The 13,904-nt window shown below is 64.1% G+C and carries 14 protein-coding genes; 12 read left to right on the top strand and 2 right to left on the bottom strand.

Features of this window, described 5'->3' with window-relative positions; translation table 11 throughout:
• Window positions 1-64 precede the first annotated feature (64 nt).
• From AWB77_RS04605 to AWB77_RS04560, 10 genes are all read left to right on the top strand, one after another.
• Window positions 65-1,672, top strand: a complete 1,608-nt coding sequence (locus tag AWB77_RS04605) for an acyl CoA:acetate/3-ketoacid CoA transferase (protein WP_061133229.1) — start codon at window positions 65-67, stop codon at window positions 1,670-1,672.
• Window positions 1,669-2,475, top strand: a complete 807-nt coding sequence (locus AWB77_RS04600) for a shikimate dehydrogenase family protein (protein WP_061133659.1) — start codon at window positions 1,669-1,671, stop codon at window positions 2,473-2,475. Before AWB77_RS04605 ends, AWB77_RS04600 begins: the two co-directional genes overlap by 4 nt.
• A gap of 27 nt (window positions 2,476-2,502) precedes the next feature.
• Window positions 2,503-3,354: a fumarylacetoacetate hydrolase family protein gene (locus AWB77_RS04595; RefSeq protein WP_061133228.1), complete on the top strand. Its 852-nt coding sequence runs from the start codon at window positions 2,503-2,505 to the stop codon at window positions 3,352-3,354.
• 239 nt (window positions 3,355-3,593) lie between these two features.
• Entirely contained in the window at window positions 3,594-5,006 is a 1,413-nt protein-coding gene (locus AWB77_RS04590; protein WP_061133227.1) for an MFS transporter, read from the top strand.
• A complete protein-coding gene (locus tag AWB77_RS04585; RefSeq protein ID WP_061133226.1) occupies window positions 5,003-5,767 on the top strand; it encodes a maleate cis-trans isomerase family protein in 765 nt (254 codons plus the stop codon). The genes AWB77_RS04590 and AWB77_RS04585 overlap by 4 nt, the downstream gene beginning before the upstream one ends.
• 28 nt (window positions 5,768-5,795) lie before the next feature.
• Window positions 5,796-6,995, top strand: a complete 1,200-nt coding sequence (locus AWB77_RS04580) for a CaiB/BaiF CoA transferase family protein (RefSeq protein WP_061133225.1) — start codon at window positions 5,796-5,798, stop codon at window positions 6,993-6,995.
• 12 nt (window positions 6,996-7,007) lie between these two features.
• Entirely contained in the window at window positions 7,008-7,961 is a 954-nt protein-coding gene (locus AWB77_RS04575) for a hydroxymethylglutaryl-CoA lyase (RefSeq protein WP_061133224.1), read from the top strand.
• Window positions 7,962-7,983: 22 nt separating this feature from the next.
• Window positions 7,984-9,963: an oxidoreductase gene (locus AWB77_RS04570; RefSeq protein ID WP_061133223.1), complete on the top strand. Its 1,980-nt coding sequence runs from the start codon at window positions 7,984-7,986 to the stop codon at window positions 9,961-9,963.
• 29 nt (window positions 9,964-9,992) lie between these two features.
• Window positions 9,993-10,424, top strand: a complete 432-nt coding sequence (locus AWB77_RS04565) for a GlcG/HbpS family heme-binding protein (RefSeq protein WP_061133222.1) — start codon at window positions 9,993-9,995, stop codon at window positions 10,422-10,424.
• Between the two features lie 52 nt (window positions 10,425-10,476).
• Window positions 10,477-11,133: a GntR family transcriptional regulator gene (locus tag AWB77_RS04560; RefSeq protein ID WP_061133221.1), complete on the top strand. Its 657-nt coding sequence runs from the start codon at window positions 10,477-10,479 to the stop codon at window positions 11,131-11,133.
• 171 nt (window positions 11,134-11,304) lie between these two features.
• Here AWB77_RS04560 and AWB77_RS04555 read toward each other — a convergent pair whose 3' ends face one another.
• Together AWB77_RS04555 and AWB77_RS04550 are read right to left on the bottom strand one after the other, a co-directional pair.
• Window positions 11,305-12,405, bottom strand: coding sequence for an enolase C-terminal domain-like protein (locus AWB77_RS04555; RefSeq protein ID WP_061133220.1), 1,101 nt, complete (start codon window positions 12,403-12,405; stop codon window positions 11,305-11,307).
• Between the two features lie 38 nt (window positions 12,406-12,443).
• The gene (locus AWB77_RS04550; RefSeq protein ID WP_061133219.1) at window positions 12,444-12,836 is read right to left on the bottom strand and encodes a tautomerase family protein; all 393 of its coding nucleotides are present in this window, start codon (window positions 12,834-12,836) and stop codon (window positions 12,444-12,446) included.
• Between the two features lie 104 nt (window positions 12,837-12,940).
• On the opposite strand from AWB77_RS04550, the gene AWB77_RS36715 reads away from it, so the two are divergent.
• A complete protein-coding gene (locus tag AWB77_RS36715) occupies window positions 12,941-13,150 on the top strand; it encodes a LysR family transcriptional regulator (RefSeq protein WP_244158428.1) in 210 nt (69 codons plus the stop codon).
• A 21-nt stretch (window positions 13,151-13,171) separates the two neighbouring features.
• Window positions 13,172-13,831, top strand: a complete 660-nt coding sequence (locus AWB77_RS04545; RefSeq protein WP_244158426.1) for a substrate-binding domain-containing protein — start codon at window positions 13,172-13,174, stop codon at window positions 13,829-13,831.
• The last annotated feature ends 73 nt before the right edge of the window (window positions 13,832-13,904 follow it).

Genomic DNA, 13,904 nt, shown 5'->3' with positions numbered 1-13,904 from the left:
CGCACGCGGCGCGGTTCGTTGACTCAGGCAAAGCGATACAAGACAAACCAAGACGAGGCATTTCATGGAACGAATTTCCAGCGACGACGCAGCCGCTCTGGTGCGTTCGGGCGATTCCATCGTGATCAGCGGATCGGGCGGCGGACATGCCGTGCCCGAAGCGTTGCTCGCGGCGGTCGAGCGGCGCTTTCTCGCGGATCAGGAGCCGCGCGGCATCACGTCGATCAGCGTGGTCGGCATCGGCGACCGCGCCGCGCTCGGTGCGAGCCATCTCGCGCACGAAGGTCTGCTCAAGCGCGCGATCACGAGTGCGCTTGTCGATTCGCCGGGCCTCGTCACGATGGCCGCGAACGACAGCATCGAGGCGTACACGCTGCCGCAAGGCGTGCTGTCGCAAATGATGCGCGAAATGGCGGGCGGGCGTCCCGGCCTCATCACGAAGACGGGGCTCGGCACGTTCGTCGATCCGCGTCAGCAGGGCGCGCGGCAGAGTCCGTCGACGGAAGAGATGCTCGTCGAACTGATGCATATCGACGGCGAGGAATGGCTGCGCTTCAAGCCGTTTCCCATCGACATTGCATTCCTGCGCGGCACCACCGCCGACGAAGACGGCAACGTCACGATGGAGCAGGAAGCCGTGCTCGGCGAAATGCTCGCGATGGCGCAGGCGACGCGGCGCGCGGGCGGCATCGTCGTCGTGCAGGTGAAACGCATGGCGCGGCGCGGCACGCTGCCGCCCAAACAGGTGAAAATTCCCGGCATTCTCGTGGATTTCGTCGTCGTCGAACCCGAGCAGCGTCAGACTTACGCGACCGACTACGACCCGAGCTATGCGGGCGAATTGCGCGTGCCGCTTTCGGAGATTCGTCCGTTGCCGTTCGGGCCGCGCAAGGTGATCGTGCGGCGCGCGGCGATGGAACTGTATCCGCATGCCGTATGCAATCTCGGCGCGGGCATCTCGACAGGACTCTCGACGGTCGCCGCCGAAGAAGACCTGCTCGACTCGGTGATCCTCACGAACGAACAAGGCCTGATCGGCGGCGCGCCGATCACGGGCCGCGACTCGGGCGGCGCGCAGAACTTCGCCGCGATGATCGAGCAGCCGTCGCAATTCGATTTCTACGATGGCGGCGGCCTCGATCTCGCGTTCCTTTCGTTCGCCGAAGTCGATGCGCACGGCAACGTGAACATCAGCCGCTTCGGCGACAAGATCATCGGCGTGGGCGGTTTTATCAACATCAGCCAGAACGCGAGGCGCGTGATCTTCAGCGGCACGTTGACCGCAGGCGGGCTCGACGTGCAATGGGAGAACGGCAAGACGCGCATCGTGCAGGAAGGCAAACATCGCAAGTTCGTGCGTTCGCTCGAACAGATCTGTTATAGCGCGCCGCTCGCGCACGCGCGGGGCAACTCCGTGTTGTTCGTCACGGAGCGCGCGGTGTTTCGTGTCGGCGATGAAGGGCTCGAGTTGGTCGAAGTCGCGCCGGGCATCGATATCGAACGCGATATTTTTGTGCACATGGATTTCCGGCCCACCATCGCGACCGATGTGCACGAGATGGACGCGCGCATCTTCGCGCCGGGTCTCATGGGCATCAAGCAGGAAACGGTGGCGCGCGAGCGGCGGCATCGTTCTGCGCGCATAGCAGAGTGGCATCGGAGCCGCGCATGAGTGCCGCATCGATCACGGGGCGCACGCGGCTGTACGGGATTATCGGCGATCCAATCGCGCAGGTGCGCTCGCCCGAAGTCTATACGCGCAAGTTCGCCGAAGCGGGCATCGACGCCGTGCTCGTGCCGATGCACATCGATGCAGGCGAGATCGATGCGGTGCTGCCCACACTCTTGCGTTTGAAGAATCTCGACGGCCTGCTCGTCACGTCGCCATTCAAGACGCATGCGCTCGCCATCGCCGACGAAGTGCATTCGCGCGGCGCGCGCATCGGTGCGGTGAACGCATTACGTCGCGATGACGAAGGTCGCTGGCACGCCGACATGTTCGACGGCGAAGGCTTCGTGCGCGGCCTGCTCGCGAAGGGCCACGACCTGAAGGCGAAGCGCGCGCTCGTGCTCGGATGCGGCGGCGCGGGCGCGGCCATCGCGGTATCGCTCGCGGATGCAGGCGTCGCGCATATCACGCTCTGCGATATCGATCGCGCGAAGGCGGGCGCGCTGGCCGCGCAACTGTCGGCGTCGTGCGAGGGCTGCGAGATCGTCGCCGGCGATGCCGATGCGCCGCGCGCGGACATCGTCGTGAACGCGTCGATCGTCGGGATGAAGGCGGGCGACGGCATGCCCGCGCCGTTCGATGCGTTTCGCCCCGAACAGATCGTCGGCGATGTCGTGTTGCGTCCGCCCGGCGAGCCTACGGCGCTCATCGCGAAGGCCATCGAATGCGGCTGTCCTGTCGTGACCGGCATCGACATGCACAGCGGCCAGATCGACGCGATTCTCGAATTCTTCCACGCTGCCTGAATCCGCTCACTCAAAGGAGCTAACGACATGAAACTTCTGCGTTACGGTAATCCCGGTCAGGAAAAGCCCGGCGTTCTCGACGATGAAGGCCGCATCCGCGATGCCTTCGCGATCACCGACGACTTCGATCCCGCGTTCTTCGCGCAAGGCGGGCTGCAACGCCTTCAAAGTCTCGACATCGCGACGCTGCCGTTGGTCGAAGGCGATCCGCGCATCGGCGCGTGCATCGCGCGGCCGGGCAACTTCATCGCCGTGGGACTGAACTACGTTCAACATGCAATCGAAACGAACGCGCCGATTCCCGAAGAGCCGATTCTCTTCAACAAGGCGCCGTCGTGCATCAGCGGTCCCAACGATCGCGTGCTGTTGCCGCGCACTTCGACCAAGGCGGATTGGGAAGTCGAGATCGCGCTCGTCATCGGCAAGCGCGCGCACTACGTAAGCGAGGACAACGCGCTCGACCATGTCGCGGGCTATTGCGTGTGCAACGACGTTTCCGAGCGTGCGTTCCAGCTCGAACGCGGCGGTCAGTGGGTGAAGGGCAAGATGGCGCCGACGTTCGGGCCGCTCGGTCCGTGGCTCGTCACGCCCGACGAACTCGGCGACGTGCAGAACCTGCCGCTGTGGCTCGAACTGAACGGCGAGCGCATCCAGAATTCTTCGACCTCCGACATGATCTTTCCGATCAGAAAGCTCGTCTCGTACATCAGCCAGTTCGTCGTGCTCGAAGCAGGCGATGTCATCACGACGGGTACGCCGCCGGGCGTCGGCCTCGGCATGAAGCCGGAGCGCTATCTGAACCCGGGCGACGTGATGAAGCTGTCCGTCGAAGGCTTGGGCGTGCAGGAGCAGACCGTCGCCCGCTGGGACGATCAGTGAGGCGGTAGTCGTGCTGGCAAGAGAGCGGCGGGCCTTCGTGCCCGCCGTTTTCATTTGCGATCCACGATTTGACTCGAAGTCATTGCGTCAATCGAAATGTGTACAAATACTAGGTGCATTCCCGAGTAAAGGCGGAAAAGCGCGCACGCTACACAGAAATTGTGTACATTTTCAGCACCCGAGACTCGATCCATCGATGCGGCCCGGGCGGCGAAAACATACATGGCGGAGACAGCGAAATGACGACGCAAAGTGTCATGGCGGGACCGAGACTCGACCGAATGCCGCTCAGCGGCTTCCACACCAAGATGCTATGGCTTGTGGGCGGCGGCCTGTTTCTCGATGGATTCGATGTCTATCTCGCGGGCGGCGTGCTCGGCTCGCTTCTGAAAAGCGGCTGGTCGACGCTCGCCATGAACGCGTTCTTCGTCACGGCGACCTTCGCGGGCATGGTCGTCGGCGCATTCATGTCGGGCGTGCTCGGCGACCGCTACGGCCGGCGCTTCTCGTATCAGGTGAATCTGGCGATCTTCGGGCTGGCGTCGTTCGCGGGCGCGTTCGCTCCGTCGATGGAATGGCTCATCTTTTTCCGCCTGGTCATGGGCATCGGGCTCGGCGCGGAACTCGCAATCGGTTATGCGACGCTCAGCGAGTTCGTCCCGGCGGCCAAGCGCGGCCGGTGGATCGCGCTGCTCGCGCTGATCGCGAATGCATCGCTGTTCGCATCGTCGCTGCTCGCGTGGATCATCATCCCGGCGCTCGGCTGGCGTCCAATGTTCCTCATCGTCGGCGTTGGCGCGGCGGTTATCTGGATGCTGCGCAAGAAGATGCCGGAGTCGCCGCGCTGGCTCGAAGAGCAAGGCCGTTTCGACGAAGCCGAAGCGATCCTGCGCGACATCGAAGAGCAGGGCGAGCGCGCAACGGGCAAACCGCTGCCGCCGCTTGCGCCAATCGCGGCCGCCGCGCCCGCGCAAAAGCGTCAGTCGATCTTCGTGCTGTTCACGCCTGCCGTGATCCGCCGCACTTTTCTCGGCGCGACGTTCAGCGTGGTGCAGGGCCTGTCGGTGTACGGGCTCGTCGGCTGGCTGCCCAGCTTCTTCGTCAAGGAAGGCGTAAGCGTGGCTTCGTCGCTCGGCTATACCACGGTGATGAGCCTGGGCGGCCCGCTCGGCGCGCTGATCGGCTTCCTGCTGTCGGATCGCATCGGGCGGCGGCCGCTGATGGTCGGCGCTTCCGCGTTCACCGCGCTATGCGCCTTCGTTTATCCGCTCACCGTTCACAACACGCCGCTTCTGCTCGTCGTCGGCTTGCTGCTGGTGACGTCGATCTTCGTGTGGCTCACGATCGGCTACACGCTCCAGACCGAACTCTTCGCGACCGAGTACCGGCTGCGCGGCACCGGTTTCTGTCAGACGATGGGCCGGCTCGTGACGGCGTTCGTGCAGTTCATCGTGGTGTCGCTGTTCACGTGGGGCGGCGTGACGGCGGTGATTACGTCGCTCGCGGGCGTGCTGATCGTGCAGGCGCTGATCTTCCTCATCGCCGGTATCGAGACCAAGCGCAAGCCGCTCGAGGCGCTCACGCCGGAGGCCGCGGACGGCGCCGCTTTCCCGGCCGACATGGCGCTCAACGCGGAGGGCAAGACGCGATGAGAGACTATCTCGGCTCGCGCTGCATGTTCGGTATTCCAACGCCCTCGGTGAATACCTGCGTGCAGCCCGAATGCGACGACATGCGCCCGGACGGCGTCACCAACCACATCGCGCGGATGCACGTTCCGGATCTCGCCGTGCGCTCCGACGAAGATTTCGAGCGCGGCATCGACGCGCTGTTCGGGGCGCTCGATAACGCCGTCGATCAGGTGATGACATGCGGCCCCGATCATCTGATTCTCGGCATTTCCGCGCTGGCGATCTGGGGCGGCAGCAGGGCGAAGTCGGACGCGCTGAAGGCGCGCATCGCGCAGCGGGCGAACGCCAGTGACCGCAACATCGGCGTGACGCTCGCATCGGACGCGGTGCTCGAGGCGCTCGCCGCGCACGGCGTGAAGCGGCGCATCGCGATCGTCGAGCCGTATTACCCGGTGATTCAAAAGCATCTCGAAGCGTTCTTCGGCGAGGCCGGGTTCGATGTCGTCAAGTTCAATCATCTGCAAGGCAAGCAGTTCACAGGCTATACGAAGGTCGATGCGCGGTATCTGATCGATGCCCTGCGCGACACCGATACGCCCGACGCCGAAGCCATTGTCCAGTTCGGCGCGAATCTGCCGATGGCATCGCTCGCCGATGAAGCCGAACGCTGGCTCGGCAAGCCGGTGATCGCGGTGAACATCGCGAACTACTGGCACGCGTTGCGTCACAACGGCATCGACGACCGCGTGCGGGGCTGGTCGAAGCTCATGTCGCAGTTCTGATATCAACGACAAGCACGGGACACAACGCATGAAAGCACTCTCGAATATCGTCATGCTCGACTTCACGCACATGCTGTCGGGGCCATACGGAACCATGCTGCTCGCCGATCTCGGCGCGCAGACGATCAAGATCGAGCCGCCGGGCGCGGGCGAAGGCACGCGGCGGCTGCTCGCGAACGATCCCGATCATTCCATTGACGGCATGGGCGCGTACTTTCTCACGCTCAACCGCAACAAGCGCAGCGTGTGCATCGATCTGAAGACGGATCGCGGCCGCGCGCTGCTGCTCGAACTCGTGCGTCAGGTCGATGTCGTCTTCGACAACTTCAGCAGCGGCGTGATGACGCGCCTCGGTCTCGGCCACGAAGAACTCGCGAAGATCAATCCGCGCATCGTGACGTGCTCGGTGACGGGCTTCGGCGAGAGCGGCCCGGCGCAGCATCGTCCGGCGTTCGATCTCGTCGCACAGGGCATGGGCGGCGGCATGTCGATCACGGGCGAGGAAGGCGGACGGCCGATCCGCGCGGGCATTCCCATCGGCGATCTCGGCGGCGGACTCTTCGGCGCGATCGGCGTGCTCGCGGCGCTGATGGCGCGTCACGAAACCGGGCGCGGCCAGCACGTCGACATTTCGATGCTCGACTGCCAGGTCTCGATGCTCAACTACATGGCGACCATGCACGCGATGTCGGGCAAGAATCCCGAGCCGCTCGGCAACCGCCATTTCGTGCACGTGCCTTACGACGCGTTCCGCACGTCGACGCGCCACGTAATCATCGCGGTATTGACGGACAAGTTCTGGGAATCGCTGATCGAACTGCTCGACATCGACGAACTGCACGATCCGGCCTACAAGAGCCAGCCGGGCCGCTATGCCGCGCGCGAACGCATCAACGCGCTGGTGCAGCAGAAGTTCGAGACGAATACATGCGAATACTGGCTCGAGCAGCTTTCCGCGCGGCGCATTCCGTGCGCGCCGGTCAACGACTTCGAACACGTTCTGAGCGACGAGCAGATCCGCAGCCGCAAGATGTTCGTGCCCGTGCGCGCGCCCGATGGCCGCATGGTCGAGATGCCCGGCAATCCGGTGAAGCTGTCGGAGACGCACGAAGACACGTACACGCCGCCGCCGACGATTGGCGAGCACACTGCCGAAGTGCTGTCGCAATTCCTCAAGCTGAGCGAGGCCGATCTCGCCGCGCTCGCCCGCGAAGGCGTCATTCAGTGAGATGAGGCATCCATGCCGGAGAAGATTCGCATCACCGAAGTCGGCCTGCGCGACGGCCTGCAGAATCAGCCCGTCGCCGTGCCGGTCGAGGGCAAGCTCGCGCTGCTCGAACAACTCATCGAAGCGGGCGTGCGTCATGTCGAACTGACGAGCTTCGTGCGTCCCGACGCCGTGCCGCAACTCGCCGATGCCGCGCAACTCGTCGATGCGGCCATGCAGCGCGGCCTCGCGTCGCGGCTCGATGACTGCATGGCGCTCGTGCCGAACATGAAAGGTTACGAGCGCGCCCATGCGGCGGGCGTGAAGTCCGTGGCGCTGGTGCTCGCCGTGTCGGAAACGCTGAATGTGAAGAACATCAACATGACGCTCGATCAGGCGAGCGGCATCTGCGAAACCGTCACGCGGCGTGCAGCCGACGACGGCGTGCGCGTGCGCGTCTATCTGGCGGCGGCGATGGGCTGTCCGTTCGACGGCCCGAGTCCGCCCGCGCGCGTGCAGGCGCTCGCCGCGCGGATGATCGATGCGGGCGCCGATCGCATCGCGGTCGCGGACACCATCGGCGCGGGGCATCCGCAAGACGTGCCCGCGCTCTTCGAACCGCTCATGCGCGCGCACGGTCAGGCGCGCATCGCGGCGCATTTCCACGACACGCGCGGTCTCGGCAGCGCGCTCGCGTGGCAGGCGGCGCTTTGCGGCGTGCGCCAGTTCGATGCGTCGATAGGCGGGCTCGGCGGATGCCCGTTCGCGCCGGGCGCATCGGGCAATGTCGCAACCGAAGACCTCGCGTTCCTCTTCGAACATGCGGGCTTTGCGACGGGCATCGATCTCGACCGTCTGCTCGACGTGCTCGATACCGTCGAAGCACTGCTCGGCCGGCGGCATCAGGGACGCGTCGCGGCATGGCTCGCGAATCAGCGCACGAAGCGCCGCGCGCAGGCCGCGCAGATCAACGCACTTTCCTCGTGAGCCGCCCATGACAAGTCCAAACATGTCCTCACCGCTCGCCGAGCCGTTCGTGCTGCCGGGCGGCACGCGGCTACGCAACCGCGTCGTGCATGCGTCGATGAGCACCTTCATGTCCGACGACTCGCACGTCACCGATCGCCTGATCCGCTACTTCGCGAATCGCGCGCAAGGCGGCGCGGGCGCGGTCGTGACCGAGCCGCTTTCGATGGCGCGGCATCAGCGCGTCTGGGACCGCGTGCGCGTCTGGAACGACGACAATCTCGACGGCCTCACGCGCTGGGCCGAAGCTGTCGAACGTTACGATTCACGTCTCTTCGGGCAGATTCAGGACCCGGGACGCGCGCGCCACGAATCGGGCCGCAGCTTCAACGCGATCGGGCCGTCGCGCCTCGCCGACGATCTGAGCTGGTCGATGCCGCGCGAACTGTCGGCGGGCGAAATCCGCGAACTGATCGACGATTTCGCGGCTTCGTCGGCGCGGCTCCATCGCTGCGGTTTCGCGGGCGTCGAATTTTCGGCGGGACACGGGCATCTGTTCCATCAGTTCCTGTCGCCGCAATCGAACGTGCGCACCGATGAATTCGGCGGCGACCGCGAAGGCCGCACGCGTTTCTTGCGCGAGCTGATCCAGGCGATCCGCGCGTGCTGCCCGCGCCACTTCGCGATCGGCCTAAAGCTGCCCGGCGACGATGGCGTGCCCGGCGGCATCGGCCCGGACGAAGCGGCGCTCGTCACGTCGATGCTGACGAGTTCGGGCGATGTCGATTACGTGTGCTTCGCGCAAGGCTCGCATGCGCGCTCGCTGGAAATGCACGTGCCCGACCGCTTTGGCGAGCGCGTGCCGTACACCGGCCTGATCCGGCGTCTGCGGGAATCCGCCCACGGCGTGCCGGTGATGGCGCTCGGCCGCATCACCGATCCCGCCGAAGCCGAAGCGATCCTGACGAACGGCGACGCCGAACTGATCGGTCTCGGGCGCACGCTCGTCGCCGATCCGGCGTGGCTCGACAAGGCGCTCGCCGGGCGTGCGCACGACATCCGCTATTGCGTGTCGTGCAATACGTGCTGGGACACGATCATCACGTATAACCGGCCGATCGCGTGCATCAACAATCCGCGCGTGGCCGAAGCCGATGAAGTCGATTTCCGGCCGCCGCCCGCGCCCGAAAAAAAGCGCGTCGCGGTGGTCGGCGCGGGCGTCGCCGGTCTGGAGGCGGCGTGGGTAGCGGCGGCGCGCGGCCACGACGTGATCGTGTTCGGCGCGAGCCGCGAGCCGGGCGGCAAGGCGCATCTGCGTTCGCATCTGCCCGGCGGCGAGACCATCACGAGCGTCTACGACTATCAGTTCGTCGCGGCGCAGCGGGCGGGCGCGCGCTTCGAGCTCGGGCGTCGCGCGGGCATCGACGAAATCAGCGAGTACCGGCCCGATGAAGTCATTCTCGCGACGGGCGCGACGCATAGCGTGCCGTCGTGGGTGCCTGCGGACTACGCGGAAAGCGGGCTGATTCCCGACATCAACACGGCGATGGCCGAGCTATTGCGTCATCCGTCGCGACAGCCGGGGAGCGCGGTCATCTTCGACATGGATCAGGGCGAAGGCACCTACGCCGCCGCCGAACTGCTCGCGACGATCTTCGAGCGCGTCGCGATCATCACGCCGCGCGAATCGATTGCCCAGGAAGTCGCGCTCGTCACGCGGCAGGGCTTCTTGCGACGCCTCGCGCTCGCCCGCGTGCAAGTGCTGACGCTCTGCGAACCGGTCATCGGAGAATCGTTCGAGAGCGAAGGGCGGCTCGAATATCGCAATGTGTATAGCGGCGACGCGGGCTTCATCGACGATGTCGCGTTTCTCGCGTATGCGACGCCGCGCGTGCCCGACATCTCGCTGCTCGGCGCGCTGCAGGAGCATGGCATTCCGACACGGCTCGTCGGCGATTGCCGCACCGGACGCGGCATTCTCGCCGCCACGGCCGACGGCCACGACGCCGGCAACGCCGTCTGAACGTTCATCGATAACAAGGAGAATCACGCATGACCTCGATTTCCGTACGCAGCATCGACGCCGTCACCGCCCAATCCGCCATCGCCGCCGCCGCGGAGCATGCACGCTTACAAGGCTTGCCGATGTCGATCGCGGTGTGCGACAACGCCGGCCTGCTGAAGGCGTTCATGCGCATGGACGGCGCCTCGCAGATTTCGCTCGGCATCGCGCAGGACAAGGCGTACACGTCCGCCGCGACCGGCCTGCCGACGCATCGCTGGCACGACTTCATCAAGGACGATGCGCCTCTTCTGCACGGCTTCGTCCATACGCCGCGGCTCGTAGTGTTCGGCGGCGGATTTCCGATCGTCGAAGAAGGCGCGGTGATCGGCGCGATCGGACTGAGCGGCGGCCACTATGCGCAGGACATGGAATGCGCGCGCGCGGCGCTGAAAGCGATCGGCGCGGCGTCGAACGACTAGCGCGGACTAGAATAGCGCTTCGGCAACGCAACCATCATTACTATCCAGCACCATGAAAAGGGCCGTCGACAAGGCTTACGAAGCGATTCGCGAAGCCATTCTCTCGCGCGAGCTGCATATCGGCGCGCAACTGACCGAGACGGATCTCGCGGCGCAGCTCGGCGTGTCGCGAACGCCGGTGCGCGAGGCGCTGCGGCGTCTTTCGAACGACGGGCTCGTGCAGTTCACGTCGAGCCAGCGCGCGTCGGTGGCGTCGTTCGATATCGACGATGCCGTCGAAATCTTCCAGTTGCGCGCGACGCTCGAAGGCATGGTGTGCTCGATCGCGGCCACGCGCATTGCCGATGACGAAGTCGCGCTGCTCGAAGGGCTCGCCGACAGCATGGAACGCGAAGCGCGCGAGCGGGAGGAGGGCTTCATCGAGCGCATTTCGTCCTTGAACAGCGAGTTCCACAAACGCATTCTGGAGGCGGCCGGGACGAAGCGGCTCGCGAACGTGCTGGCGGGCATCATCGAGCTTCCGGTCGTGCTGCGCACGTTCCATAAATACGACGACAAGCAACTTGCGCGCAGTCTCGGGCATCATCGCGAGATCATCGACAGCTTCAAGGCCGGCGATGGCGAATGGGCGCGCAGCGTGATGCAGGCGCATATTCTTGCGGCTCGCGCGAGTTATCTGAAGAGCGGGAGCGATGGCGGCGCGGGGTGACGCAGGCTTCGTGCGCAATGCCCGTCAGCCGAATGCACATGTGGAACACATGCGCTAACATGCATCGACATCAGAAAGGGCAGGCCGTTCTGGGACGTGGCGGGTCGGAAGTCGGGACCGTCGAGTAAGCCGGAGTGCATATACGCTATCACGGGGTGTGACACCGGCTGTTCATTCGAAAGCGAACCGTGCCAGCGCATCCCGATCGAATTCGACGCCCGTGCCCGGCCGATCGGGAATGTGAATCGATCCATCCTCGAGTTCGAATGGCGCCTGCAAAATCGGATTCACCCAGTCCTGCCATTCGAGCCAATGTCCCGTTTCCGTGATGCGCAGAAGATGCGCCGAAGCCTCGGGATACAGATGACTGGACACGTCGATGCCCAGCGCGCCCGCGATCGGCACCGACCGAAGCCAGCCCGACACGCCTCCGATACGCATCATGTCCGGCATCATGAACGTTCCTGCCTTGGCCATGACGGCCCGCGACAGCGCGCGCGGTCCGTAGAAGTTTTCACCGAGGCAGAGCGGCGTCTTGAGACCTGCCGCTAGATCCGCATAGCCGTCGATGTTGTCATAGGCAATGGGCTCTTCGAACCAGTAAAGCCCGAAGTCGTCCAGTTCGTGGCAACGACGCACCGCATCGCCGAATCTCAAGCCCTGATTGAAATCGACCATGATCTTGATATCGCTGCCCACGGCATCGCGGACCGCTTCGATCGCGTCGATATCTTGCTGCAATCGATCGCGCCCGAGCCGCAGCTTGATGGCGTCGAAGCCGCCTTCCGCGACCAGCGCGAGGGCTTCGTCGGCGAGGTTTGCGATATCCGTGAGCCACAGCCCGTTGCTGTTATAAGCGGGCACCGCGCCGATATCGCCGCCGAGCAATCTCGCCAGCGGCAGATTCGCGGCTTTCGCCAGCGCGTCCCATGCCGCCATGTCCAGGCCCGCGACGGCGATCATCGCGAGCCCTTCGTATCCGATCAGACTCAACGACTTGCGATCGGCCTGAAAGTCGGACAAGGGCGTGATGCGCTTGCCCTGTTTCGCGACGGCGAGATCGCTCATGATCGATACGATGTACTTCATCGAATGCGCGAGGTACGGTTCGAGATAGCTGCATCCGCTTACGCCTTCGCTCGTTCTGAGCGTAATGGCTACGACCGGCCAGTCCGCATAGCTGCCGACGCGCGATACGATCGGCCGTTTCAGCGGGATTCGCACGGGCTGCAATTCGAGCGAATGAAAGGTCAACGGCTCGAGTGATCTCATGTCTTCCTCCAGACGCTGCGATGGATTGCTATTGCAGGCTAGTCGGCGGGCGCGTACTGCATTTCGCCATTGCCGAACGACCAGTTTTCGCGCGCGACCTCGACCAGGCTGATCCAGACATCCTCTTTTCGCAAACCTGCCTTTTCGGCGATGCCGCGGGCGACGGCGGCATAGAACGCCTTCTTGACATCGATCGAACGCCCCGTGTTCCATGTGATCTGTATGAACACGATCGATGGCGAGTATGAGATGCCGAGATAGCCATCGGCGGGGTAGACGAGTTCATCGGCATCGTGACGGGTGATGATCTGGAACTTGTCGTTGGCGGGGACGCCGGCGATCGAAGTCATCGCCTCGTAGACGGTGTCGCTGACGGCGTGGGCGACAGCGGGCGACGCAGCTTTCGAAAGATCGATTCGTACGATTGGCATAGGGGACTCAAGGCGAGAGTGCGAAATAACGTCCACTAGGCTAGACTCAAATGATGCTTTCCAAAAGCGAATATTCAGATTGACTTGAATGCCGGACCGGAATAATGATCGATGAACTCAAATCCTTCGTGGCGGTGGTCGAAGAAGCATCGTTGACCCGCGCCGCGCAGAAGTTATGCGTGACGCAATCGGCGGTATCGAAGCGTATTCATCGGCTGGAAGATGTGCTCGGCGCACCGCTGCTCGACCGCCATTCCAAGCCACCGCGTGCGACGGCGCTCGCGCATCGCATCCACGAACACGCCGTGCCGTAGCTCGCTGCCTTCGACCGGCTGATGGATGTCACCCGCGAGGACGGCGATCCTTCGGGAAAACTGCGCTTTGGTTTGCCGCAAGGTATCGCCGATATCGTCTTGTTCGACGCCCTGACCGCGCTCAACGATTCATTCCCCGCGCTGGACGTGGCGTTGAAGTCCGACTGGACTCCGGTACTCCTTCGTCTGCTCGATGCGGGCGAACTGGATGTCGCCGCCATACTGAGTCCGAAGGGCAGACAGCCCGCCGATATCTACGCGCGCCGGCACGTTTCGACGCTCGATCTCGTCGTCGTTCAAAGCAGAAAGCGTCCGGTGGTTTCCAGTCGCGCGACGCTTCCAGCCATCGCGGACGCCGGCTGGATTCTGAACCCGGAAGGATGCGGCTATCGGGCGGCGCTGCAACACGCGATCGAAGCAGCCGGTTATGCATTGCACGTCAAGGCGGACACGCACGGCAGCGAGATGCAACTGCAGCTCATCGCCTCCGGCCTCGGGCTAGGTCTGGTTCCGCGCAGCGTGCTAACGCATAGCGTCTGGAACCGGCGGCTCGAAATCGTGAAAGTCACACGCTTTGCGCCTCAGCTCGACGTATGGCTGTTGCATTCGCCTCATCTCGGGAATCTCAGCCGCGCAGTTTCGCACCTCGGAGAAACGATGCAGGCGTCGTTCAGATCTTGAAGTCTGCCGCTGCAAAATCGTCCAATACTTTTGGAAAGGAAAGCCATAGCATTCTCTCCACGGCCAGTTTCTT

Source organism: Caballeronia fortuita (assembly GCF_001544835.2).
Lineage (GTDB): Bacteria > Pseudomonadota > Gammaproteobacteria > Burkholderiales > Burkholderiaceae > Caballeronia > Caballeronia fortuita.
The sequence above is the reverse complement of the archived record's forward strand: the minus strand, read 5'-3'. Positions and strand labels throughout refer to the sequence as shown.

Excerpts from the sequence above, each read along its gene's own strand:
- AWB77_RS04545 (WP_244158426.1), top strand. The coding sequence starts at position 13,172 with ATGGATGTCACCCGCGAGGACGGCGATCCTTCGGGAAAACTGCGCTTT.
- AWB77_RS04560 (WP_061133221.1), top strand. The coding sequence starts at position 10,477 with ATGAAAAGGGCCGTCGACAAGGCTTACGAAGCGATTCGCGAAGCCATT.
- AWB77_RS04575 (WP_061133224.1), top strand. The coding sequence starts at position 7,008 with ATGCCGGAGAAGATTCGCATCACCGAAGTCGGCCTGCGCGACGGCCTG.
- AWB77_RS04580 (WP_061133225.1), top strand. The coding sequence starts at position 5,796 with ATGAAAGCACTCTCGAATATCGTCATGCTCGACTTCACGCACATGCTG.
- AWB77_RS04605 (WP_061133229.1), top strand. The coding sequence starts at position 65 with ATGGAACGAATTTCCAGCGACGACGCAGCCGCTCTGGTGCGTTCGGGC.
- AWB77_RS04595 (WP_061133228.1), top strand. The coding sequence starts at position 2,503 with ATGAAACTTCTGCGTTACGGTAATCCCGGTCAGGAAAAGCCCGGCGTT.
- AWB77_RS04555 (WP_061133220.1), bottom strand. The coding sequence starts at position 12,405 with ATGAGATCACTCGAGCCGTTGACCTTTCATTCGCTCGAATTGCAGCCC.
- AWB77_RS04570 (WP_061133223.1), top strand. The coding sequence starts at position 7,984 with ATGTCCTCACCGCTCGCCGAGCCGTTCGTGCTGCCGGGCGGCACGCGG.
- AWB77_RS04585 (WP_061133226.1), top strand. The coding sequence starts at position 5,003 with ATGAGAGACTATCTCGGCTCGCGCTGCATGTTCGGTATTCCAACGCCC.
- AWB77_RS36715 (WP_244158428.1), top strand. The coding sequence starts at position 12,941 with ATGATCGATGAACTCAAATCCTTCGTGGCGGTGGTCGAAGAAGCATCG.
- AWB77_RS04565 (WP_061133222.1), top strand. The coding sequence starts at position 9,993 with ATGACCTCGATTTCCGTACGCAGCATCGACGCCGTCACCGCCCAATCC.
- AWB77_RS04550 (WP_061133219.1), bottom strand. The coding sequence starts at position 12,836 with ATGCCAATCGTACGAATCGATCTTTCGAAAGCTGCGTCGCCCGCTGTC.
- AWB77_RS04590 (WP_061133227.1), top strand. The coding sequence starts at position 3,594 with ATGACGACGCAAAGTGTCATGGCGGGACCGAGACTCGACCGAATGCCG.
- AWB77_RS04600 (WP_061133659.1), top strand. The coding sequence starts at position 1,669 with ATGAGTGCCGCATCGATCACGGGGCGCACGCGGCTGTACGGGATTATC.